The 25,478-nt window shown below is 31.6% G+C and carries 19 protein-coding genes; 6 read left to right on the plus strand and 13 right to left on the minus strand.

Annotated features, from left to right (window positions below; translation table 11 throughout):
- Position 1 precedes the first annotated feature (1 nt).
- From H6589_03040 to H6589_03060, 5 genes are all read right to left on the minus strand, one after another.
- Positions 2-955, minus strand: coding sequence for a hypothetical protein (locus H6589_03040; GenBank protein ID MCB9173558.1), 954 nt, complete (start codon positions 953-955; stop codon positions 2-4).
- A complete protein-coding gene (locus tag H6589_03045) occupies positions 952-1,659 on the minus strand; it encodes a WbqC family protein (GenBank protein ID MCB9173559.1) in 708 nt (235 codons plus the stop codon). The genes H6589_03040 and H6589_03045 overlap by 4 nt, the downstream gene beginning before the upstream one ends.
- Positions 1,656-2,750 carry a DegT/DnrJ/EryC1/StrS family aminotransferase gene (locus H6589_03050; protein MCB9173560.1) on the minus strand — a complete coding sequence of 365 codons (1,095 nt, stop codon included), beginning with the start codon at positions 2,748-2,750 and terminating at the stop codon, positions 1,656-1,658. The genes H6589_03045 and H6589_03050 overlap by 4 nt, the downstream gene beginning before the upstream one ends.
- The gene (locus H6589_03055; GenBank protein MCB9173561.1) at positions 2,747-4,210 is read right to left on the minus strand and encodes a lipopolysaccharide biosynthesis protein; all 1,464 of its coding nucleotides are present in this window, start codon (positions 4,208-4,210) and stop codon (positions 2,747-2,749) included. The genes H6589_03050 and H6589_03055 overlap by 4 nt, the downstream gene beginning before the upstream one ends.
- Positions 4,211-4,328: 118 nt before the next feature.
- Complete coding sequence (locus H6589_03060; protein MCB9173562.1) at positions 4,329-6,731, minus strand: polysaccharide biosynthesis tyrosine autokinase; 2,403 nt, start codon at positions 6,729-6,731, stop codon at positions 4,329-4,331.
- A 151-nt stretch (positions 6,732-6,882) separates the two neighbouring features.
- Between H6589_03060 and H6589_03065 the strand changes: the two genes are divergently transcribed.
- A complete protein-coding gene (locus tag H6589_03065) occupies positions 6,883-7,410 on the plus strand; it encodes an exosortase/archaeosortase family protein (GenBank protein ID MCB9173563.1) in 528 nt (175 codons plus the stop codon).
- Positions 7,410-7,886 (plus strand): hypothetical protein, encoded by a 477-nt coding sequence (locus H6589_03070; protein ID MCB9173564.1) that lies wholly within the window; start codon positions 7,410-7,412, stop codon positions 7,884-7,886. The genes H6589_03065 and H6589_03070 overlap by 1 nt, the downstream gene beginning before the upstream one ends.
- Here H6589_03070 and H6589_03075 read toward each other — a convergent pair.
- Positions 7,879-8,511, minus strand: a complete 633-nt coding sequence (locus tag H6589_03075; protein ID MCB9173565.1) for a hypothetical protein — start codon at positions 8,509-8,511, stop codon at positions 7,879-7,881. The two genes, H6589_03070 and H6589_03075, sit on opposite strands and share 8 nt — an antisense overlap.
- 98 nt (positions 8,512-8,609) lie before the next feature.
- On the opposite strand from H6589_03075, the gene hisH reads away from it, so the two are divergent.
- The 4 genes from hisH (at position 8,610) to H6589_03095 (ending at position 14,167) form a co-directional block, all read left to right on the plus strand.
- On the plus strand, positions 8,610-9,224 hold the full coding sequence (hisH, locus tag H6589_03080) for an imidazole glycerol phosphate synthase subunit HisH (protein ID MCB9173566.1): 615 nt from the start codon (positions 8,610-8,612) through the stop codon (positions 9,222-9,224).
- A gap of 58 nt (positions 9,225-9,282) precedes the next feature.
- Positions 9,283-10,050 carry an imidazole glycerol phosphate synthase subunit HisF gene (gene hisF / locus H6589_03085; GenBank protein ID MCB9173567.1) on the plus strand — a complete coding sequence of 256 codons (768 nt, stop codon included), beginning with the start codon at positions 9,283-9,285 and terminating at the stop codon, positions 10,048-10,050.
- Between the two features lie 248 nt (positions 10,051-10,298).
- On the plus strand, positions 10,299-10,667 hold the full coding sequence (locus H6589_03090; GenBank protein ID MCB9173568.1) for a hypothetical protein: 369 nt from the start codon (positions 10,299-10,301) through the stop codon (positions 10,665-10,667).
- Between the two features lie 8 nt (positions 10,668-10,675).
- On the plus strand, positions 10,676-14,167 hold the full coding sequence (locus H6589_03095) for a T9SS type A sorting domain-containing protein (GenBank protein MCB9173569.1): 3,492 nt from the start codon (positions 10,676-10,678) through the stop codon (positions 14,165-14,167).
- Positions 14,168-14,337: 170 nt separating this feature from the next.
- Here the strand turns inward: H6589_03095 and H6589_03100 are convergent, their stop codons facing one another.
- The 7 genes from H6589_03100 to H6589_03130 all read right to left on the minus strand — a co-directional run bounded on the left by H6589_03100 (position 14,338) and on the right by H6589_03130 (position 25,474).
- On the minus strand, positions 14,338-15,696 hold the full coding sequence (locus tag H6589_03100) for a M20/M25/M40 family metallo-hydrolase (GenBank protein MCB9173570.1): 1,359 nt from the start codon (positions 15,694-15,696) through the stop codon (positions 14,338-14,340).
- A gap of 78 nt (positions 15,697-15,774) precedes the next feature.
- Positions 15,775-17,421 (minus strand): MBOAT family protein, encoded by a 1,647-nt coding sequence (locus H6589_03105; GenBank protein MCB9173571.1) that lies wholly within the window; start codon positions 17,419-17,421, stop codon positions 15,775-15,777.
- A 49-nt stretch (positions 17,422-17,470) separates the two neighbouring features.
- Positions 17,471-18,178 carry a hexitol phosphatase HxpB gene (gene hxpB / locus H6589_03110; protein MCB9173572.1) on the minus strand — a complete coding sequence of 236 codons (708 nt, stop codon included), beginning with the start codon at positions 18,176-18,178 and terminating at the stop codon, positions 17,471-17,473.
- A 27-nt stretch (positions 18,179-18,205) separates the two neighbouring features.
- Positions 18,206-19,456 (minus strand): hypothetical protein, encoded by a 1,251-nt coding sequence (locus H6589_03115; GenBank protein MCB9173573.1) that lies wholly within the window; start codon positions 19,454-19,456, stop codon positions 18,206-18,208.
- Positions 19,446-20,888 (minus strand): hypothetical protein, encoded by a 1,443-nt coding sequence (locus H6589_03120; GenBank protein MCB9173574.1) that lies wholly within the window; start codon positions 20,886-20,888, stop codon positions 19,446-19,448. Before H6589_03120 ends, H6589_03115 begins: the two co-directional genes overlap by 11 nt.
- A 56-nt stretch (positions 20,889-20,944) precedes the next feature.
- Positions 20,945-22,348, minus strand: coding sequence for a LysM peptidoglycan-binding domain-containing protein (locus H6589_03125; protein MCB9173575.1), 1,404 nt, complete (start codon positions 22,346-22,348; stop codon positions 20,945-20,947).
- A 102-nt stretch (positions 22,349-22,450) separates the two neighbouring features.
- Positions 22,451-25,474 (minus strand): hypothetical protein, encoded by a 3,024-nt coding sequence (locus tag H6589_03130; protein ID MCB9173576.1) that lies wholly within the window; start codon positions 25,472-25,474, stop codon positions 22,451-22,453.
- Positions 25,475-25,478 lie beyond the last annotated feature (4 nt).

The raw sequence follows: 25,478 nt of genomic DNA on the forward strand, positions 1-25,478 counted from the left end.
TCTATTTATTAATACAGTTTAACATATATTTCATTTCCTTCTCGCTGTAGCGCTGATCTATAGGTAAATAAACAACATTATCAGTTAAGATATACTCAAAAGAGTCTTTTCCTACCCATTCCATTACATTTGGCCAGTATTGAGCAGTATAAATTTTATATTTTATTAACTCATTCCTTAATTCAATTTTTTTTGGAGGTAGATATGGATAAACCATAGGGCATTCTATTAGATCCAAATCAATTATATATGTTAATTGATTTGATTCTTTTAAAGTATGATGTAATATTTTAAAGTTTTGAAGTCTAATTAATCTATTCTTATTATAATCAACCCCTCTCAATATTTTTTGAGTTAGTTTTGACATCTTCTTAATTGGCTGATTAACTAAGTCATTGTCATTTTTTTTAAAATCTACATAACTTCCTTCCTTACTTATATCAACACTTTTTAATAAATGATTAAATCTATCTAGCGATATGTCAACATCATAATCTTTTTTATTGGTTTTGTTATGATAAACAAAGCCTCCATCTGATACACCAAAAAATTTTCTAGGACTATAAAAAGTTGGTATGTCATTTTTACGTCTATCATAAAAAGCTTGAGAGTTATCAACTATTATGTTTTTATACTTTTCTGAAAGCAAATCAATATTGCTAGACATTAATCCAAAGTAGTTTGTATAAAGAAGTGCCTCATTATTCTTTATTGTTTCAATTAAAGGTAAAAAAGACTTATTAATAGAGTAAAATGTATAAGTAATACCTAGTTTAATAATTGGTTCAAGTATAACATCACAAGTAAAATATGGAATGTATATATGATTATAGTTACTGTTTTCTAAAATGTATTCTAAACAATTTCTTCCCGAGTTTAATGCTAATGCTTTATCATGAAACAAGCTTCCTATATCATTAATTTCAAGTTCAAAATATCCTCCTATTGAGTTCATAATAGTTCATAATTATCAAGGTATTCATTAATCTTTTCTGGAGAGTTAAACATCATAACATCTATAATAGATAAAAAGGGAACAAAATTGGTTGAAATTTGAGGGTATTCAGTTGGTTTATGATTTAAAAAAGAAATATTAATTCTAGAATTCAAATATTTTTCAGTATCAAAAAAAGACATTCCTCCAATTGGGTTAATATAACTATCAGCTTTTAAGGCTTTACAAATATTTAAAGCCCATTCATCTGGTGAATTTACTTCGTCAATCTCAACTCCCATCTCTGACCATATAGTAATTGGTGTTTTTAAATTTAAATAATTGCTTATTACTTTTAAAGACTCAAAGTTCAATACAACAATGCTTTCAGTTTTTATCTTAAAAATACCATCTAATAAATTTGTTACTTGCTTAAAGTAAGGTGCTTTTTTTTTGTAAGGGGCTAATTGAGCTATAATCTTTGAACGCCAATCTTCAGAATTATTTATAAGAATATCTTTAATTGCTGTTGATCTTGGGTGTTTCCTTAAAGGAACTTTTACATATAATGTTTCTCCATCTGGTTTTAAAACTTGATTTCTTTCAATCCAACCATGACGAATAAATTGAGGTGTATCAAATAAAATAAATTGATCTGAATGTTTTATTAGTGCAAAATACCCTAAATATGGAAAAAAATAGGGCTGCATTATGGCTAAGGTCATAAAGTTTCGTTTATAGCATTGGTAATTTTTGATAATTGATTTTCGTCAAGACCAACATACAAAGGTAAACAAAGTACTGTTTTAGAAATTTTTTCTGCAACAGGCATATCTTGATATTGTACATAGGGTAAATTATTTAATGATGGATAAAAATACCTACGAGGTTCTATGTTAGAATCATTTAAGACTTTTTCAACCTTCAACAATTTTTCTTCATTATTAAAAATCAAAGGATAATAACTGAAGTTCCAATCTGTACCTTTCCTAATTTTTAGTTTTGATAGTTTATTGAAATTAAGATTGTGGTTATAATAATCGACTACTTTTTTTCGTTCACTAATAATAAATTCGATATGAGGTAATACCGCCAATCCCATCGCAGCCTGCAATTCACTCATTTTTGCATTAATTCCTATACCATGAAAACTCAAAGGACCATTATGACCAAAATTATGATGATAAAATAACTTGTTGAATAATTCATTATCCTTACAAAAAATAGCTCCTCCTTCTCCACAGTGAAATATTTTAGTTGCATGAAAACTACAGGTACTTACATCTCCATAATCAAAAATACTATTATTCTTGTATTTTACACCAAAGCAGTGAGCAGCATCGTAAATTACTTTTAAGTGGTGCTTAGTAGCTATTTTTTCTATAGCGTCTACATGGCAAGGGTTTCCATACACATGAGTGGCTAAGATCGCAGTAGTTTTTGGTGTTATGGCAGCTTCTATTTTGGTTTCATCAATGGTTAAATATTCGGGGTGTATATCTACAAATACAGGGGTACAATTTTCCCATACAATGGATGATGTGGTTGCTACATAACTAAAAGGTGTAGTAATTATTTCTCCTCCATTACCAAAAACTTTTACTGCTATTTGAATAGGTAGAGTACCATTTGTCATAGCAATAATATTTACTCCAGTAGAATATGTCAAAATCTTATCTTCTAGTTCTTTCACTAAATCACCTCTATTAGTAAGCCATTGATTAATCCAAATGCGTTTTATTTGCTCCTGATACTCTTCAATAGGAGGAAAAAAAGTTTTAGTTACAGTTATTTTAGAAGCTTGTTTTTCTATCATCTTTTAAGTCTTTTTTTATTAATAGCAATGACGAGAATAGATTTAATTTCATATAGAGAACTAAGTTTAAATAAATACGACAATATAAGAAATAAAATAATTCCCATTATTCCTCCTGTCAGTAAACGAATAATATCAGAATAATTGTATGAAACTAACAACCTGTCTTCTAAAAAAATTATCACTGATGTTAGCAAAGAGATAAAAAAAGCAGGAGAAATATCTCTTAGTTGATTAAAAGTACTATAATTAATATGCTTTCCCGCATAGTGTGTGTTAATTAATAAGCCTGTTAGCGTTAAGAATAAATGACCATAAAGTAAACCATATATTCCCCAGTTTATAGAGATAATAATAACAAAAAGAGCAAATATTTTTTTTATCACCTCTAACTTTAAGTATAAATCACTCCTTCCTTTGACATTTAATATATTGAGGTTATAAATATTTATCGGGTATAAAATTCCACTCAGACACAGAATTTGAAAATAAGGAACTGCTGGCAACCATTTTTCTGTAATCAAAAAACGAAATAATGGCTCAGCTAAGACTGCCATAAGTAGTAAAGTTGGTGACAGGAGGAAAATAGCCATTTTCATAATTTTCTTATATGCACTTTTTAACTGTTTATTGTCATCTTGTATTTTACTAAATAAAGGAAAAGTTACTTTGCTTAGTACAGCACTAAAATTTTGAACGGGCATTTGTTTTAGCGTATTGGCTCTATTATAAAAACCAACTTGAATAGGATCGAAAAATTTACCTATGATTATGGTATAAATGTTCGTAAAAAAAACATGAATTAAACTTGACATTGTCAACTTATAACCAAAATTTAAATGAGGTTGGATGTTATTCCATTTTAAATCTAAGCTTGGCTTCCATGGAGACCACAGCCAAAGTTGTATAGTTAATGCCGCTGACCGTGTAATATTACTCCAAACCAAACTCCAAACTCCATAACCTTTTATTGCCATCCATATCCCTACTGAACTACCTATTAAAAGAGAGGGAAGAGTAATAATGGTTTGTTTTTTAAATTGAAGTTCTTTAGTAAGCTTTGTGTTTTGAACAACAGCTAAACTATTTATGATAAATACTAGACCATAAACTCTTGATATTTCAGTTAATAATTGCTGATTATAAAAATTTGAAATAAATGGTGCAGTAAAAAACATTATAACATAAATACATATGCTTATAATCAAGTTAAAAAAAAATACAGCCGAATAATCTTTTTCTGTAACGTGTTCAGTTCTAATTAAAGATTGGTTTAATCCACTGTCTATTAATGCATTTCCAATAGCGATAAAAACGCTAATTAAAGCAATTAAGCCAAACTCGGAAGGCAATAAAATACGTGCTAAAATAATGGAAACTACAAATGAAATGCCTTGAGTACTCATTTGTTGAATGAAGGTCCAAAACATTCCAGATAAAGCTGCTTTTTTTAGAGACATATTAGTTAATTGAGTGAGGCATTGTCAATTTGATACTAAATAAAGTTTATTAACTACAAGATGGTTATTAAATAAAACAAAGCAGCATTTTAGAAATAAGATTAGAATATAGCTTTGTTTACTTTTTACGTTTAATTTTTTCAAACATTTTATCCAAAATAGAAACATCTTTATTTTGTTCGGCATAATATCCTCCACCGTATCCATAACCATAGCCGTAACCATAACCGTAGCCATAATTGTAACCATATCGATAACCTATACGCTGTTCTTTTAAATCGTTTACTATTATACCCAAGTTGGTTATTTTTTTAGAAACATACAATTGATTTATCAATTCCAATTGATTTTTATTGGTATAACGTTGTCTAACTACATAAAGGTTAACATCAGAAAATTGAGTTAAAATCATACCGTCGGTTACCAATCCAATAGGAGGAGTATCAATAATAATGATATCGTAAAGTTGTTCAGCTTCTTTTAAAAAAGCGGTCATTTTATCAGTTTCAATTAATTCAGATGGATTTGGAGGGACAGGTCCAGAACTCACCACGTGCAGATTCTCTTGAGCAGTGGATTGAACAACTTCTTTAAAGTTAGCTTTTCCAATCAGAAAAGTGGATAATCCGTTACTGTTTTTTAGATTAAAATCATTAAAAATTTTAGGTTTTCTTAAATCGGCACCAATCAACAATGTTTTTTTACCAGAAATAGCATAAGCTGAAGCTAAGTTAATAGAGCAAAACGTTTTCCCTTCACCACTTATGGATGAGGTAATTAAAATGGTAAACGAATTTTTTTCTTTAGTAATGTAATTAATGTTGGTTCTTAACGACCTGAATGATTCGGCAACGATAGATTTTGGGTGGTCAATTAATACCAAATTACCTGTAGTTTTGGTGTGTCCAATAGTTGCAAAAATAGGAATGTCGGTAACCGATTCAATATCAGCTTTTTCTTGAATTTTAGTATTAAAAATAAATATTAACAGTACAATTACCAATGGAATAGAAAAAGCTATTCCTAAATTAAGTAAATAAACATTTTTTGGATTTATTCCAACATAAGTAACGGTGTAGTCGCTCGCTGGTTCAATTATTTTAGCATTGGGTACTTTCGATGCTTCTGCTACTGCTGCTTCACTTCGCTTTTGTAATAAATAATTATAAAAACTATTGTTTAAGTTGTACATTCTATCAATTCGAATATAATCCAACTCTGCTGATGGTAGTTGACTTAGTTTTCCGTCAACATTTACGAGTTGTTCTTTTATTCGATCTAGCTGAAATTTTGTTTGTGTTAAACGCGATGAAATATTTGCAGAAAGAATTTGCCTGTTAGTTTTTATTTGTTCTATTAGAAGTTGATATGAAATACTACTATCACTTGCCTGTGTTTCTAAAATCCTTTTTTTACTATAAAGATCCATTAAATCACTAATAGAACGGTATAAGGGGTCTTGAATACTAACATTAATGATATTAGGAATAAAAATTTTATTCAGGTCAGAATTGTTAAGGTTTTTAATAGTTTCCTGGTAAAAATTGTATTCAAATTGAGCTTTAAGGTATTCTTCTTCTAAGGTGTTAGAATTGGGAATAAGGTTTTTACTGTTAAGTTCTAATTTTTCATGATTAGATTTCTGTTTAAAATCTTCTAAGTCGTTTTCGGTAACGGATAAATCTTTGGCAACCCCATTAAGTTGTTCGTCCACAAACCTCATGGTGTTGGTTGCAATTTCACTACTTTCTTTTAACCCATACTCAATATATTTATTCATTAAAGCATTGATTAAATCAATTTCTTTTTGAATGGTAGGACCAGTTAAACTAAATCTTAAAATTGAGGATTCAGGAGGGTCGGTTTCTAGCAATATGCTATTCTGATAAACTTTAGCTAATGAGTTTAAGTCATTAACCACAAAAGATAATAATTTTTCTTTACTCTTCTCTTGGTAATGTTCAGTAAGTTTAAATCGGAGTCTAATTTCATCAATTACAAACCACTGATTAAAAGCGTAAGTTTTTTCTTCGTCAAAATCTTCTTTTGTTTTTGATAATATGAAAGAGTTTTCATCAACAATTTTTAAAAAATAGGAAATCGACTTATAATTTTGAAAGGAAGAATCTATTTCAATAATAAAGGGAGATGATTGATAGAGTTCTGATGTTTTAACATTACCAATGTCGTAGTAAAATACTTTAAAATCTAATTCATCTAGAACTGATCTCATTAAACTAAATGAGCTAATTGTCCCAATTTCATTTGTTAATCGATTTCTGGCGCTAACCAACTCCATGCCTTTTATAAAATATTCTTGCCCCCAAGAACTATATTCATCTTTTAAAAGAGCCTTTCCATAAGTTTGATAAATTGGAACACTGTATCTGATGGTGTAAAGAGAAATAAAATACCCAATAAGCATAGAAATTGCAAATAGATACCAATATTTCAGCATTCGTGCTCCTAAAGCTTTAAAATCAAAGCTTTCAATTGCATTTGTGTGGGTTGTTTTGTTCATTAATTATATTTGATGTCGACAAAAATAGTTTTTTATTTATTTATTAGTCAAGTTTTAAAGAGATATGATTTAATAATCTAAAAAGCATAGGTAAAGGTTTTATTAATACCTTTGAACTTGTTTAAGTAATGTTAATATACATATCAGCGATTTGTTATCATTTTTCAAAAAAATATCTCCACAAGATAAGTTCATTTCCTTATTTATACTAAAAGGAATAGGATTGTATCTGTTTTGGTATATTATATACGATAACTGGTTGCTAAAGGATGGTTGGGTAGATCATTTTTTAATCAACCATTTAGTAGCATCTACCTCTTTTATTCTTAAAATACTTGGATTTACAGTTTTTACTTATGCCGATGCAGTCGGTATTGATGGTACTCATGGTGTATTAATTGGTGCACCATGTAATGGGTTGAGTTTGTTTGCCTTGTTTGCCGGATTTATTATTATTTTTCCTGGAAAATTAATCCAAAAACTAGTTTTTATACCTGTAGGAATATTAATCATACATATTATTAATATTTTTAGACTAGTGGGCTTGGCTTTAGTAGTTCTATATAATCCCGAAAGTTTAGAGTTTAACCATAAATATACCTTTACTATTATTGTTTATGCTTTTATTTTTGTGATGTGGATTATTTGGGTGAATAAATTTGCAATCAAAAAAGAGTAGTGAATAATTTGATTAAAAATAGTATAGCTGGAATAGTAATAATCATCTTGTTTTTTATTGGTTATGTTAGAGAAGCAATTTTTTTGGTTATTAATTCAGTGTTAAAAAAATATCCTTTTCCTTACAATTCCTCTTACATAACTCCTCCAAAGTTTTTGTATAATTATAGTGCAAGCAATTTATTAACTATCAAGTGGGTATTAACTTTTGGCTTTTCATTAATTTTTTCGTTGATTACCTTGTTGTTGGTAAATTTTTATTTTAAAAACAAGATGTTTAATCTAATAACGGTAAGAATTTATTTATCTCTTATAATTGTATCGTTTTTACTCTCATTAATAGGTATGATGTTTAATAATTTTGATGAAACATACGCCATTAGTCGGTTTGTTATTGGCTTGGCTCAATATCCATTACTCCCTTTGGTTCTTTTTGTACTGTTTTATTTTAAATCAAAACAAACTAACATCATTTAAAAAGTGGTCGGTAAATGTTGTGATATAAAAAAGCATATAGCTTTTTATAATATAACCATAGTTTTTTCTTTAACCCATTCGGCTTTTTAGTATATAACCCTTTGTTGGCATGAGGTATAGGTTTGTTGGGTATCTCAACACCTAAAAAAGGACATAATTTTTCCCACCCTTCACCTTTGGTAAAATTGATAATTAAAAAGTCATTTGGTCTGTTTTTAAAATAATTTATTACATCTGTTTGATGTTTTAGATAAATCCGTTTAAAATTTTCCTCATTACCTTTTGGGCGACCATCTCCGTAAATATAATCTCGAATAGGAGTAGTATCTTCAAAAAAATGATTTAAACAGCTGTTGTACCAACTGTCTACGTCTCTATCAGTAAGAATAAACTTACTGTTTGGAAATGCTTCATCTAATTCTTTATATAGTAAATACCAAGGGTCATCTTCAAACGCATCGTAGTTTTTTGCTAATGTGGTAAAGATGTTAATGTTGCCATTAATAAGGTCTTTGTGAAGAGCATTTTGTTGTCCACATACATTGTGTCCTAAAGCGTGCAATGCAGATGCTAAACTTGATGTGCCTGTTTTGTGAAATCCTAAACCAAATACTTTTTGCTTCATCTTTTATTTTTACATCTTGATACATTTCAAAGTTAGCTTTTTATAATTCAATATTACAAATTGAAGATTACTTATATTTGTCGTAATTATTGATATACATGATTACAATCATCGATTACAATGCTGGAAACATCAAATCAATTCAGAATATGCTGAAGAGGATTGGTGTTAAATCGTGTATTAGCTCAAAACCTTCTGAAATTGAAACAGCCGAAAAGTTGATTTTACCAGGAGTTGGTCATTTTGATTACGGTATGATGAATTTAAAACAATCAGGTTTGGTGGATGTGCTTAATAAAAAAGTAGTTGATGAAAAAACTCCTTTATTGGGTATTTGTTTAGGTGCACAATTGTTAGGTAATGGAAGCGAAGAAGGAAATGAAAAAGGGTTGGGTTGGATAGATATGGATGTGGTGAAATTTGATAAATCGAAGCTTTCTGAAAACTTGAAAATTCCTCACATGAGCTGGAACGAAATCAACATAAAAAAAGAATCTAAGTTGCTAGAAGGACTAGATAATGATGCAAGATTTTATTTTGTACATTCTTACCACATGAAGTGTAACGATGAAATGAATGTTTTAACCAATACAAGTTATGGTTATGAATTTACTTCGGCAGTAGAAAAAGAAAATATTTTTGGGGTACAATTTCATCCTGAAAAAAGCCATAAGTTTGGGATGAGGTTGCTGGAGAATTTTATGTCAATTTGAAAATGATACCAAACCAAACTCATAACCTCATAACCTCATAAACTTCTAAACTTTTTTTATGAGAAGAATACGTGTAATACCTGTTTTAACCCTCCAAAACGAAAAGTTGGTAAAAACCATTCGGTTTAAAAATCCGACCTATATTGGCGACCCGATTAATGCTGTTAAAATTTTTAACGAAAAAGAAGTTGACGAAATAGTGATACTTGACATTACAGCAAGTAAAGAGAAAAGAGAACCCAATTATACTAAAATAGAAGAAATTGCTAGTGAAGCGTTTATGCCTTTTGCTTATGGTGGAGGAGTGAAAAACCTTAACCAAATTGAAAAATTATTTAAATTGGGTATTGAGAAGGTGGTTTTAAACTCAGTTTTAGAAGATAATATTGCTTTAGTAACTGAAGCCGCAAAAATTTTTGGTTCGCAAAGTATTATTGCTTCAATTGATGTGAAGAAAAATATTTTTGGAAAATTAAACGCCTATAAAATTTCTGGTTCAACAAAAATAAACTACTCCATTGATGACTTTGTTAATAAATTAGAAGAAGCAGGAGTAGGAGAATTTTTTATTAACTCTATTGATAAAGATGGAACTTATTCTGGATATGATTTAGCCTTAATTAATCAAGTTTCTTCCAAAACAAACTTACCCATTGTAGTATGTGGTGGAGCTTCATCAATAAACGATTTCTTGCCAGCTATTCAAGCTGGAGCTTCTGCAGTTGCGGCAGGAAGTATGTTTGTGTATACAGGGGCGACTCGTGGTATATTAATTAACTATCCTAAACAAGAGGAGTTGGTTAATAAAGTATATCAACAACTATAAAAATACTAGAGTACAGTAGACAAGTATAATATGATTCTCGTCATATTTTGATTAAAGTCTTATCTCCAAAATATTGTTCTTTGTCGAATAGTTATAAACAAACGATGTTTGGCTTAAAATTTTTTTTAAATTTAGGGTGTGAAACGTGTTTAATTGTTTGTTTTATAACAAATATTGTTAAAAATTTATAAATGCAACTCCAAACTGTTAAATTACGTCAAACAACAATAGATTTAAACTGTTTATTTATGAAGTATTTTATCCTTTTTGTCTCTTTGTTTTTATTTAACTTCTTTGCTAAAGCTCAAGTTGTAAATAACAACCGTACTGAGAGTGCTATAGGTGCTATTAAAACATCAAATTATATCATTGGTATTGGAAATTCTGAAAAAAAAATGTTTTTGGATGTGTTAGACTATACAAAGACAATTGTTGGCTCAAGAATTTATGCAGTTTGCGAAACACAACAGGTTATTGGGATTACTGTAAGAAATAATGAATTTAAAAGCTATGATGTTTTAAGAGATTTACTTTTAGGTCAATTTCCGACATTAATGTTGTTTAGAAAAGACGACTCGATATTAAATAATGACTGTAAAAACGAAATTTTGAAATAACACTAGATATGAAGAAATCTATACTTTTTATTGCATTGATTATTTGTTTTATGTTTTCTCATAACATAATTTCTGCACAATCTGTTACAAGTTATACTTTTGCTCAAGCTGCGGGTAGTCCAACGTTATTAACAGCAACATATACAACACATACTTCAGGTACTACTGATTATGGTGTTTATACAGCGGTACCTTTAGGCTTTACTTTTGAATATAACTGTACCAATTATACAACAATTAGTATTTCTAATGATGGTTTTATTGTTATGGGGAATGCTTTATCGAATTCTTATACTCCATTAAGTTCTGGTACTTCAAATAATGTTATCTCGGTGTGTGCAGCAGATTTAGAAGGAGTAGCAGCAGGTTCGTCTTTGAGGTCAAAAATGACTGGAACTAGTCCAAACAGAGTTTTTACTGTTGAATGGAAAAACTATGGTGAATATTGGGATGGAGGCGATTTTACATTTCAAATTAAGTTATATGAAACAACCAATGTGATTGAGATGTATTGGGTAACTAACTCAGCATTAACTTCTAACTCAGGATTTCAAGTTGGCTTAAGAGGTGCCTCAAATGCTGATTTTAACAATAGAACAAAAGCAAATAATGCTAACTGGATAGCATCTACTGCTGGAGCTGCGAATTCTGACTTGATGGGTTGCAACACCACAGCATCAAGAAATCCTTCTGGTATATTTACTTGGACTCCCCCAGTTGGTTGTGCTGGAGCACCAACTGCTGGTTCTGCTGCAGCTTCACCATCATCAATAACCTCTTGTGCTGCATTGTCAACTACGCTATCAGTAACAGGTTCTAGCACAGGATGTGGTTTAACGTATCAATGGCAATCTGCTCCTGCAGCTGGAGGGCCATGGACGAATATAAGTGGAGCAACTGGTATTACACATGTAACTTCTATTTCAGCTAATACATACTTTAGAAGAGTAATTACTTGTACTGCAAGTGGTTCTTCTGCAAATTCTGCAAGTGTTTTGGTAACAACAACAGTGTCATCTCCAGCAAATGATGATCCATGTAATGCTACATTAGTAACAGTTAATGCGGATTTAGCTTGCGGAACAGTTAGTGCAGGAACAGTTAGTTGTGCAGGTAATTCTGGAATAGCTGCTTGTGCTGGAAGTGGCGCGGATGATGATGTTTGGTATAAATTTGTGGCTACAAGTACAGTACATAATTTTGATGTTTTAAATGTCTCTGGTTCGGTTACGGATATGGTTCATGAAATTTTTTCTGGTGCTTGTGGTGCTTTAAGTAGTGTAGGTTGTAGTGATCCAAATTCTAGTCAATTTAGTGGATTTACTATTGGTGTTACCTATTATGTAAGAGTTTATACTTACACATCAACAGGTGGTCAAAATACAACATTTAATTTATGTATTGGAACACCGCCACCACCACCAAGTAATGATGAGCCTTGTGGTGCTATCGATTTAAATGTGAACATTGGTTCTTGTGCTTTTCAATCAGCTGATTTAGGAACAACTTCAACAATTTCTACAGGAATGCCTGCACCTGGTTGTAGTTCTTTAGGTCCTGATGTATGGTTTAAGGTAACTGTTCCTGCGGGAGGTTTAATTATTGATTTATCACCTAATGGTGGACCAACAGATTTTGGAATGGCTTGGTATACAGGTCCTAGTTGTAATAATCTTACAGCCTTAGTAGAATGTGATGATGATGATAGTCAAAATGGTGCTATGCCAATGATTTGTAGAACAGGAGCATCATGTACTGTGCCTGGTGATTGTGCGCAAAACGCAAAATTGGCAACTGGAACGGTAGTTTATGTTAGAGTTTGGGAGTATGGTGGAGGTTCTTTTGGACCATTTGATATTTGTGCTTATGAGCCTGCTCCAGCTGGAGCACCAAGTAATTGTGGTAGTGCAACAACCATTGCTAGTTTGCCTTTTACTAATTCTGGTCAAACCACTTGTTGTCGAGTAAATAGTTATACAGCCTCTCAAGGGTGTGCTAGTGCATATCAAGATGGAGAAGATTTCTTGTATGCATATACTCCTGCAGCAAATCAAACAATAGATATTACCTTAACAGGAACACTTTCGTATACAGGAATTTTTGTAACAGATAGATGTCCAAGTGCTGGAGGTGTTGTATGTGTTGGACAAGCTACTAGCTCATCTGGAAACCCGACGTTGTGTGGGGTAAATTTGGTTGGAGGTACAACATACTACATTATGATTGATACTGATCCATCGCCAACTTGTACACCATTTAATATTAATGTTACGAGTTCTAGCTCTCCATCATGTGGTTTAAATTACACATCAAGTGTGATTGCTTATGCTCCAGATTTAAATGCAGGAACTAATATAGCATTACCCATCGATGATAGGTTTAGTTCAAGTTACGTTCCATTTGGTTTTACCTTTTGTTTTGATGGTTTTGGATTTTCTCAAGGGTTAGTTTCCTCTAATGGATACTTAATTTTTGACCCAATAAGTTGTGCGAGTAATTTACCTGCTGCAAATGCTTCTCCAGGTGCATACTCTGCATATTCAATAAGTGCAGCAATTCCAAATACAACTAATGCTCCAAGAAATAGTATAATGTTTCCATGGCAAGATATTAACCCTGCAATTGGAGGTACAATTAAATATCAAACACTAGGTACAGCCCCCAATAGAAGGTTTGTAATAACCTTCGATCAAATACCATATTATAGTTGTACTACTTTAAAATTTACTGGTCAATTAAAAATATTTGAGACCACTAATACCATTGAAATGCATATTGCAAAAAAAGAGATCTGTGCGGGATGGAATGGAGGAGATGGTATAATGGGATTACATAATTATAACGGTACCGTTGCAGTAACTAATGCAGCATATAATTATCCTACCAATTATACATTAACTAATCAAGCATTTAGGTTTACTTCAAATTGTGGTCCGGCTTGTATTATCCTACCAGTTAAATTGATGTCTTTTTCTGTTAATTCTGATAATTCATTCAATGTATTAAATTGGAGTACCTCTACAGAAGTTAATAACGATTATTTTTCTGTTGAATATTCTACTGATATGGTTAATTTCTATGAATTAGGTAAAGTTGATGGCGCTGGTAATTCAAATGTAGTTAGAAGCTACCAGTTTGTTGATAATGCGATTTATGATGAAGTGGTTTATTATAGATTAAAACAGGTTGATTTTGATGGTGTTTATTCGTTTTCAGACATAGTAGCGGTAAACAGAATGGAAGAAGGAGATGTTAGCATTTATCCTAATCCAGCAAAAGAGGCTTTATTTTTAGATATTAATTCAAAAAAAGAAGAACAATTTACCATTAGATTTGTAAATGTTCTTGGTGCAGTTGTTCAAGAAAATATTGTAGTAAATAAAGGTACAAACACCTACCAATCTAAAGAATTTAAACAATTACAAACGGGAATTTATTTTGTTCAATTGCTGAATGCAAAAAATGAAACGGTAAAAAACTTGAAGATTGTAAAAGAGTAAAGTTTATTCATCACTTTTAAAAAAAACCTTTCCAATTGGAAAGGTTTTTTTGTTTCTTTTCTTTTGTCATTTTGAGCGTAACGTAGTGAAGCGGAGAAATCTTTTTAGAAAATATCTATTAGTTTCTTTTGTCAGAAGATTTCTCCATAAAGTCGAAATGACATGGTAGCTTATTTCAAGGTCTTATCCATTAAATAAACCATGGTAGCTATTGATGCTGCTCCTAGTTCCAATTCACGTTTATTTACGGTTTCAAATACATCGTTAGCGGAATGGTGATAGTTGAAATATTGTTGTGAGTTTATGGCTAATCCCATTTGTATCATTTCAGGATAATATTTTCTTAATGGACCAATATCTACACCGCTGTGACCTTCTTTAATTTTTAATAAATCGTAAGGATATAAGATGGTCTCAAATTGTTTAACTGTAGCTAATTGTTCAGTTGTTCCTACCACGTCAAAACCCATGGGTAAAAAACCACCTCTATCACTTTCTATTGCTAAAATGTGTTCTTCGTTGTTTTCTTTAGCTAGTTTAGCATAGGTTTCACCTCCAAAATTTCCATTCTCTTCATTCATAAACAAAACACAACGAATGGTATGGTTGGGTTTATAATTGAGGGTTTTTAAAATACGCATAGCTTCAATATTGTGCATTATTCCTGCACCATCGTCATGAGCTCCTTCACCAACATCCCAAGAGTCTAAATGACCTCCAATGGTTATAATTTTATTATCCTTACCTTTAATTTCAGCAATTACATTAAATGATGTTACGTTTGGTAGTGTTTTACAATCTAACTCCATGTTTAACATTACTTTTCCATTGCTTAACCATTTAACCAAATCATCTGCATTTTGAGTACTCATTGCTGCACATGGAATTACTTTTACACCGTCTTCGAACTCTGTTACACCAGTATGTGGAAAATTGTCGGTAGGAGTTGCTAAAGAACGAATAACAACGGCTTTAGCACCTAATTTAGAAGCTTCATTTGGAGCATCTCCTCTTAACGGGTAGCAATGCCCATAAGCCGAAAAGGTATTGATGTGTTTTTGATCAAAGGCTTCTGTTAAAAAAACTATTTTTCCTTTTACTTTATCAGAACTTAAAGCTTTTAATTCGTCAACATTCTTTACTTGAATTATTTCGGCTTTTAATAAGCCATTGGTAGAGGAGGAGCCTCCTAAAGCCAGAATATTCAGGGTTAATTTTTCTCCTGTGGAGTTTTCTGCCCAAGCTTTTTCTGCTTTACCTCTTTTCCAATTTGGTATTTGAATTTCTTGTAAATAAACCGTATCTAAATTGTACGATTTTAATAAGTGTCTGCCCCAACGAATAGCATCTTCGACTTGTTTAGACCCACTAATTCTAGCTCCTATTGATTTGCAAAGCACTTTTAAATTTTCGTACGATTGTCCATTTTCTAATGCTTCATCAAATATCTGACGTACAAAAATGGAATCGTTTTGAGCATTTAGGTTTAAACTAGTAAACAGTATAAGGATTGGAATAAATCTGGTCATAAATAAATTGTTTAAACAAATGTACCAACAAGAATTGTGCTTTTGTTTTAATATTTATGGAATGGTTGGTTTGCTATTTTAAAACTGGAAATAAATAAATGCTTGTAGTTCGGATGACATGGCTTGGTAAACTCCAACAACTGCAAGTGCCGAAATTAGTATTTGAATTCCTAAATGCGATTCGATAAATTTATTTTGATACCAACTTTTAGTTTTAGAAGGTAGCCAATGGATAACAAAACCAATTAAGGTTACCGCAAATACCATTTTATACGTGAGTAATATGGTTGGAATTAAATCGAACCTAAAATTGGTTTTAATTTGATTTAAGATGCTCCAAGTGGTATCCATATCTGCAGCTCTAAACCAAATACGAGTAAAGGTTATAAAAGTAAGCGTTACGGCTACTTTAAACCCAACGGCTAATAAGTTGTTGTACTTTTCGTACGGACTAATTTTTTTCCAAAGCTTGTAAACCATTAATCCCAAACCGTTTAAACCACCCCAAATAACAAAGTTCCAACTCGCACCATGCCATAAACCGCCCAATAACATGGTAATTAATAAGTTTACGTTGGTGGTTAACCAATCTTTAAACGCTTTTATCCAAATAGACAGAAAAACAAGTAATAACGCTAACCAAATAAACGCATATAGCACCATCATTTTACCTGATAGTAATATAACAAACAACGCAATTACTATTGCAGTTACCCATGTGCCAATGCTTCCACCACGATTACCACCTAAAGGAATGTATAAATAATCGCGCAACCAAGTAGATAAACTCATGTGCCAACGTTTCCAGAATTCACCAACATTTTTGGCTTTGTATGGTGAGTTGAAGTTGGTTGGCAAAGTAAATCCCATCAACAAGGCAATACCTATAGCCATATCGGTATAACCGGAAAAATCGGCATAAACCTGTAAGGAGTAGCCATACAGTGCCATTAAATTCTCGAATCCAGTAAACATGGTGGGATTCTGAAAAATACGGTCGATAAAGTTTACTGCAATGTAATCGCCAATAACTACTTTTTTGATTAAACCTTTTAAAATCCAAAACAGTGCTAAACCAAAGTCGTAACGGGTTAAACGATAAGGTTGGTATAATTGTGGGATAAATTCAGAAGCACGAACAATTGGTCCAGCAACCAATTGAGGGAAGAAAGAGACATAAAACCCAAAATCTAAGATGTTTTTAACGGGCTCAATTTGTTTGCGGTAAATATCTACCGAATAACTAATGGTTTGGAAAGTGTAAAATGAAATACCAACAGGAAGTAAAATTTTATCTACTGTAAAGTGTGTTCCAGCAATACTGTTAGTGAATTGTGCAAAATGATTGAATACCTGAACGTCGGTTTCGAAAAATGTATTGTAAGCATCAGTAAAGAAGTAAGCATACTTAAAATAAAACAACACAAAGAGGTTGATGAAAATACTTGTGCTAACTAGTAATTTACGCTTTAACTGATTATCAGAAGCGTGTATGTACTTACCTATAAAATAATCGACAAGGGTAGAGAAGAGGAGAATGCTAATGAACAAACCACTTGTTTTATAATAGAAGAATAAACTGACCAAAAACAAAAAGGCATTTCGTAAGGCATTTTTCTTGTAAACAACAGCGTAAAAAAGAAGCACGACAGCAAAAAATCCCCAGAAGAAAAACTGAGTAAAAATTAATGGTTGAGTTTCGTTGTACAGAAAAATACTTTTAATGTTTTCTACACTAAAAAACCAGGTAAACCAATTTAATATGTTAAAACCGTTATCCAATGTTTAAGCTAGTTATTTGAGTTAAACTTTTTAAATTATAATCGGCAATGTTGTAATTGGGGTTGTTCCAGTTTTCTTTATCAGGAACAACAATTGTTTTCATTAAAGCAGCTTTAGCAGCAATTAAACCATGAAAAGAATCTTCTAAAACCAAACATTTTACAGGGTCGACACCTAAATCTTCAGCAGTTTTTATAAAGATAATAGGGTGGGGTTTACCATATTCTAACTGTTCTGCAGAGTTTATTACATCAAAATAATGAGTAATTTTTAATTTGTTTAAAACAGTTTTAATCAAACTCATGTGAGAAGAAGAAGCTAAAGCCAGTTTGCAACCTTTTGCTTTAAAATAATTTAAAGATGATTCAACACCATCTAAAGCTGTACCCTTTTCAATAATTAATTGAGTAACTGTAGCTAATAATTCGTCTTCAATTTGTTGTAATGACTTTCCTTCCCATCCTAACTTGTTGTACCAATATTCTACAACTTCAGCTAAACGCATGCCCATTGTTTCTCTACACATGTCATCTGTAAAAGTTAAACCTACCGTTTTAAAGGTAATCTTTTCAGCTTCCCTCCAAAGTGGTTCAGAGTCAATAATTAACCCATCCATGTCGTATATGACTGCTTCAATATGCCCCCTAAATCCCCCGAAAGGGGACTTTAAATTACCGCTTTTATCAATTGTCAATTTCATCTTCATTCTTTAGTCTTTTTCGCACCACTACTTAGCCCCTCCTTCGGAGGGGTTGGGGAGGCTCCTCCCATATTCTTTCATTAATGCGGAAAACATAAGGTCGCCCAACATGATGTACCCATTTCTGTTTAAGTGTATTTTATCTTTTTGTGCCAATCCGTTTCGTTCCCAGGTTTTAATAGAACCCAATCCGCCCATAACAGTTAGCAAATCGTAATATCCAGCTTGGTGTTTCTTTGCCAGATTTATCATTACATTTTGTACCTCAAAAGCCCTCTTATTTGGGAATTTTCTTTTGTAATAACTATCGGTGTTCGAAACAAACAAAAACTCACAATTTGGATTAACCGATTTTATCCAAGCAACAAGCGTGTCGTAATTGTTTTCGTAACATTTTGCACAAAAACTAGGGTCAAATGCATCGTTAATACCAATGCAAAATATAACCAAATCGGGATTAATGGCTTTTAAATGATGGGTAAACAATTGTGTACGTAAATAACTCGCTGTACTAGCCCCATTAACACCAATAGAATTGTAAACGATACCGTTATCGTCGTTATCTAAACTTAATCCGTACAAGTTAAAATGTGTTTGAAAACTATCGGTTTTATAAATTCGAAACTCCAATTGTGTTTGATACTTATCGAATTTAAACTCGGTATAACCTATTTCTTTGTTTACTTCAATTGATACGCACGTGTCAGAAATCAATTCTAAACAATAACTTGAAGAATCGGTATCGTGAAAAACTTTGATGCTATTAAAATCATAGAAAGGAGTGTCATCACCTCTAAACACAAGTTTAAATGATGATAAACTATCAATTGTAGTGGCAGTAATTCCAGAAACGCCCCAAGTACTTTGGTGTTTACCAACGGAGTTTCGGTATCCACTCCATTCGCCAGTATAGGTAATATTGTAATAATGAGGGTTGTTTGTTTTGGCTAATTTGTATGGAAATAAAAAGCCTCTACCACCATTCAGATTTGGAGAAATAGTTTGAAATTTTTTACGTAGTTGATCCGACCAAATATCTGCTTGAATGTGAGAACCACCCATTTGAATAATGTTGATTTTTCCTTTTCCACTGGTGGTTAAGGTGTCGAATTTTGAATAGAAGTTATTAAAACTTACGGTATCGTTGTAAAAATCAATTACATTTTCATCATAATTTATAAACGGATAAAGTTTAACCAAATGAGGATTGGTTTGACTATTTGCTAAGTTTAAGCAAACAAACAGCGAGAATAATATAGCAATTGTTTTAATGTTCATTATTGGTTGTATCAGGTAATGTTTCTGTTTTTGGTGTTGGGTTACCTTTGTATTTGTTATACATTCTAATTAAGTTGTCGTAAAATTCTTCTCCAATTTTTTTTGCTCCAAGCGGAGTAAAATGAATGTAATCGGATGCAGCTAATGAAGGTTCTGCATTTACCCATTTTGGCATGGAGTTTTTTCCTCCCATTACTTCATACATATCCCAAAACATACAACCAGTTGATAGGGAAGCATCTTTTAACGCATCTCGAACAAACTCTAAATTGGGGTAGGTAACAAACTCTGTTTTTTCTTTTACTGACATATCTCCTGGTCCAATAACAATAAATGCAGCATTTGGATTTAAACTTTTTAAACGATTGACTTGAGATTTAAACCAATTACCATATTCTATGGCTTGTTTTTCATCTTTAATGTACGGCATTACATTTCCTCCAAATTCAAGAATAATTAAATCTGGATTTAAATGAGCATACATGTTGCTCAATAAGGTTTGTTCCAATTGGCTAAATACAGTCCCAGACGAGCCTCTCAACGGAATATTATCGGCAACTACACCGGTGTTTCCTTCTAATGATAAAGCTAAAATATTTGGACTGTCTTTACCTTCAAAGCTTATGGTAATTTCTTCAGGAGTAGAACTAAAGTTAGTTTTTAGCACTTGGAATGGTGTGTTGGCGTTTATTTTACCTTCTTCTAAAACTACTCCATCGGCTTCAATTTTGTAGTTTACAGCAGTTAATGAGTTGGTTAAAAAAATGTTTAATTGATTATAATTTTTTGTTCTGCTATAACTAGCTCTTGGTTTCTTTAGTTTAATCCATGCTGTATAGTGCAAAGTATCAGGAATGGTATTATTTGATGGTACAGGTGCATACCTACAAAAACTAATTAACGCACCATATTTGTTATGTTTAACGGTAGAATCTTTTTGCCCAAAACCAGAAAATCTTCTCCAATTTTCGGAGTAAGATATGTTTACACTCATTTTTGGCGCAACATCAATAACAGAAAAAAGACCTACGCCATTTCCACCAAATTTATTTTGAAGTTCATTTCTAAATATTGATGTTATCCTATCAGCTTCTATTTGAGAATCGCCATAGTGCATAATTCTAACCTTTTTGTTTTGAGCATTATCTAACGCATCAAAAAAACGATGTAAAGCTGGTTTGCCTTTATCAGTAATTTGTATGGTTTTACGGTACTTGTGGAGTGAATCTAATTTGTGTTTAATAAGGGTAGAATCAATTTCAGAAATCACGATGTTGCTATCAAACAATTCTTGTAAATCTTTTATTTTATTGGTATTATCTTCTACTTTATAACTAAAAAAATCACTAGCAGAAGGAAATTCTAGTTTAAAACTTCCTAATTGAATTCCATCGGTAGGGAAAACTACCATAACCAGTAACAACAAAGCCATAACACCACCTAAACTAAGGAGTGTTTTAAGGGGTTTAATGTCCTTTTCAGTTTTTTCTATTTCTTCTTGATTTTTAATACTTGTCCGATTTGTAAATTTTCATCAATATTATTTAATTCCATTATATCATCAGGCGAAACACCATCAAAATTTGCCGCAATATCCCATAGGTTGTCGCCATCTTTAACTTTATACATGATGTAGTTGCCATCAGAAGAAATTATTTCTGGTTCGGTTGTTTTTTGAGGAGTTTTTGAACTTATTTTCTTTTTGTAAACGATTAAGGTTTGCCCAATATTAATTCGAGTTCCTTTTAGGTTATTCCAATCTTGAATATCTGAAATTCTCACACCATATTTTTGAGCAATAACACCTAAAACATCGCCTGATTTTACTTTGTGTTTAATTTCTTCTTTATCTAATTCTATGGTAGTTTCTTCAATTTCAACAATTGGTTTGTTTAAAACAGAATCTTGATAGAAATAAATACTATCGCAATACTGATGCATTTTAAACCCAGTATTTTTAGGAAGTAGAGCTAAATAGTTTGCTGGAAAAACTTCGTTAATTACTGATGGATTTAGAAACAATAACTCTTTTTTATTGATGTTAATAACATCTAAAATTGCTCTGAATGATAATTTAGATTCTACATAAAAAGTATCAGCTTCAATGAGTGGGTTTATTTTTATTTGATTGCTACTATTTTTAGCGTAGGTGTAAATATAAGCGGTTAAAGCAGGTACGATGTCTCTCGAATTAGGATTTAAAAATGGATATAAATCGGTATAAGTAATTACTTTTTTACGTTGTTGTAAATTGTTAATGCTTGATGGACCACAGGTGTAAGCAGCAAGAGTAAGTTCCCAGTCGTTATAAAGAAGATGAAGTTGTTTTAAGTATTTTGCAGCTGCTATGGTTGATTTTTCTAAATCAAAACGTTCGTCAACATATTCATTTATTCTTAAACCATATTTTATGGCTTGAGGATAGTTTAAGTGCCAATAACCAACACCACCAGTTGTATTGGTTGATAGTGGATTGAAACCTGATAATATGGCGGGTAAAAAACTTAATTCTTCGGGTAAACCCTGCTTTTTTAGTTCTTGTTTGATGTCGTGCTGATAGTAGTTAATCATGTAATTTAAAAAATGCAGATTAACACCTTTATTGTATAAGGTTATAAACGGAGCAACTTCAGGATAATAATTTAACGGGATGGATTGTTCTATTTTATCTAAAATTTCTTTTCCTTTTTCGTGATGAAACGGCTTTGATGGTTTTACATTCTTTAAAATAGAGTCGGTATTTAGGGTTGATTTTTTGAATAATGTTTTTACATAATCATTATCCATTAGGTGTTCAAAATTTTTATAGTAGGTAGATTGTTCAACAGTTGTTTGCTGACAATTGGCTGAAAAGTAATTTAATAAGAGGAAAATAAAAAGTGAAAATCTCAATGTAAAAGTTAATCTAATTAATGTAATACAAAGATGATTTTAAACTTCTATAATATTAAGTGGATGCAAGAGGTTTTTTGAACAATTTTTTGTTAACCAAAGTTATTTTGATTTACGATGAAAAGTAAGTTCATAAATTGTGCCTTCAGTTTCTAAACGAGTTATTTCTCCATCCAATTGTTCAGTAAATACCTTAATCAATTCCAATCCTAATGAAGGGCTTTCTCCTTCAAATTTTTCTTTTGGCATACCAATACCATTATCTCCAGCTCTTAGAATAAAAAGATTGTCTTCTTTTTTAGTTAAATGAATGGTAATTGAACCTTTTTTTCTATCAATAAAAGCATATTTAAGTGTGTTTGAAATAATTTCGTTGATTAACAAACCTAGTGGAATAATGGTGTCGATGCTAAATTTTACTTCATCAATTTTTATGTCTAAATAGATGTCACAATTGATGGAGTAGGTTGCAATTAAATCATTTGTAAGAGCAATTATATAATCTTGAAAATCGATGTGTGCTAAATCTCCCGATTGGTACATTTTTTCATGTATCAATGCCATAGAACGAATTCTATTTTTTGCTTCATCAAATAGCGCTAATGATTTTTTATCATCAGTATAGCTTGATTGAAGACTTAACAAACTGTTGATTACTTGCAGGTTGTTTTTTACTCGATGATGAATCTCTTTTAATAAGATCTCTTTTTCATCGCGTTGTTGCTCTATCAAAATGGTACGTTCTCTAACTTTACGTTCAAGCTCCTTGCTTATTTTTCGTTGACGACGCTCTCTTATGGTTGAAATTTTTAAGAGCAAGTAAATAAATCCAATAAAAAATAACAAGTAAAACCACCAAGTTTGCCAAAATGGTGTGCTGATGGTAAAACTGTAGGTGCTAGGTTCGTTTGTCCAAATACCATCATTGTTTCTTGCTTTTAAGTAAAAAGTATAGTCGCCAGGTGGTAAGTTGGAGTAAGTTACCGATGTTTTATTAGTGCTTTTATACCAATCTTTATCAAAAGGTTCGAGCTTAAAACTGTACTGAACATACTCGGGATTGGTTAAGTTAATTGCAGAGTATTCGAATGTAAGGTGGTTATCGTTATAATCGAGAGTTAAATCTTTAGGTAAGTTGGTCCAAGGTTCTGTTGTAAATGATTTTTTCTTCCAATTTACATCCTCTAAAAATAGTTTTATATTGTCTAATCGAACAATGGGTTGAAAAACATTTGTTCTGTCTTCTCTTGGATTATATTTGATTAAACCTTTTATGGTTCCCATCCAAATATTATCATTCTCATCTTGAAAAACAGCTCTACTATTGCATTCTATGCCTTTAAATCCTTCGTAGAATCCATAGTTTTTAATTTGTTCTATTTGTCCGTAACTGTTTAGCGAAATTTTATCTACTCCATTATTTGTTCCTACCCAAATGTTTTTACTGTTATCGTTTAATACAAAATAAATGGTATTTGAAGAAAGTCCATTCTCGGTAGTTAACGATTTAAAATCAACACCGTCGTATTTTACTACACATCTATCTGTACCAAACCACATATCGCCAAATTCGTCTTGTGTAATAGAACCTATATAGCTGTTACATATTCCAGCAGAGTTTGCATAATTTGTAATAATGTTGTTGGTCATTTTATGAATTCCGTTGCCAGTACCAATCCAAATATTACCTTTTTTATCTTCAAACAAGGTATGAACATAGCTGTGTATTAACCCTTCTTTTTCTCCATAATTAATAAATGTTCCATTTTTAAAAACACTTAAACCACCTCCAGATGTCCCAATCCATATATTTTGTTGTTTATCAAGCAATAAAGTTCGAATCAGATTTGTTGGTAAGCCATCTTTTTTAGTAAACGTGTTAAATTTGTTGTTTTGGTACTTAGTCAACCCCCCATCAGTGGCAAACCAAATAACCCCATTGCTATCTTTAAGTATTGAACGAACGGCATTTCCTCCCATACCGTTCAATTCGGTGTAATTGGTTAATGTTCTGTTTTCGTATTTGTAAACACCTTCGTCACCAGTTCCAACCCAAATCGTATTTTCATCCACTAGAATTGAAAAGATGCTAGCTGAATTTAGACCGTCAATTCCATCAAAATAAGTAAATGCAATATTTCCTAGTTTGGATAATCCATAACCATTAGTCCCAATCCATAAGTTACCTGATTTATCTTTTAATAATTTAGAAAGGTTGTTGGTCTCAAGACCGTTGTCTTTGGTTATGTGAGTAATTATATTGTTTTGACTAATAAAATATAGGCCATTGTTAGATGTCGCAATTACTGTGTTTTTATCTCTATCGGTAGTAATAGAAGTTACATTTACTTTCTCGTTTATTCCAATTGGATGAAACTCAAAATCTTTTTTTGCATCAATACTTCCCTTTAATAACTTTATTGCTCCAGCATTGTGTGTTCCAATAATGAAATTGCCATCGATGTCTTCGTATATGGTTGTTACGTGGTTGGAAGGTAATCCTGCTTCTTTGTTTATTTCAATAGTATCTGTTGCACTACAATAGATAATACCATTTTGGGTCGAAACCCAGATGTTATTCTTGCTATCTTCAATAATGTCGGTAACCTGACTAGTTATATATTTTTGAAATGAAGGGGATATACTATTGAAAACACCACTTTTGTAAATTTTTACATTAGAACCTTCTGCAATCCAAATTCTATTTTTTGAATCACAAAAAATGACATCGTTTCCACCAATGGAAGTTTGTAATGCATCATTTTCATAAATAGTAAATTTTCTTCCATCAAATTTTGTTACTCCGCCCCACGAAGCAGTAAACCAAATGTTATTGTCATGGTCTTCAACAATATCAGTAATAATATCTCCTGCAATACCATCTCTTGATGAATATTGAGTAAAGTTTTTACCATCGAACTTACAAATTCCGCCACCTGCTGTTCCTATCCATAAAAAACCACGTGAATCTTGAAGTAGAGCATTTACCTTTGATTGAGGTAAACCTTCTTGAACATTGTAAAATTGAAAATTATATGTTTGGGATTGAAGGTTGAATGAGAGGGTAACCAATAATAGAAATACTATTGGTTGTAAAAATGTACGGTATGTTGTATTAAATATCAATTTT

The organism is Flavobacteriales bacterium (assembly GCA_020635795.1).
Classification (GTDB): domain Bacteria; phylum Bacteroidota; class Bacteroidia; order Flavobacteriales_E; family Vicingaceae; genus Vicingus.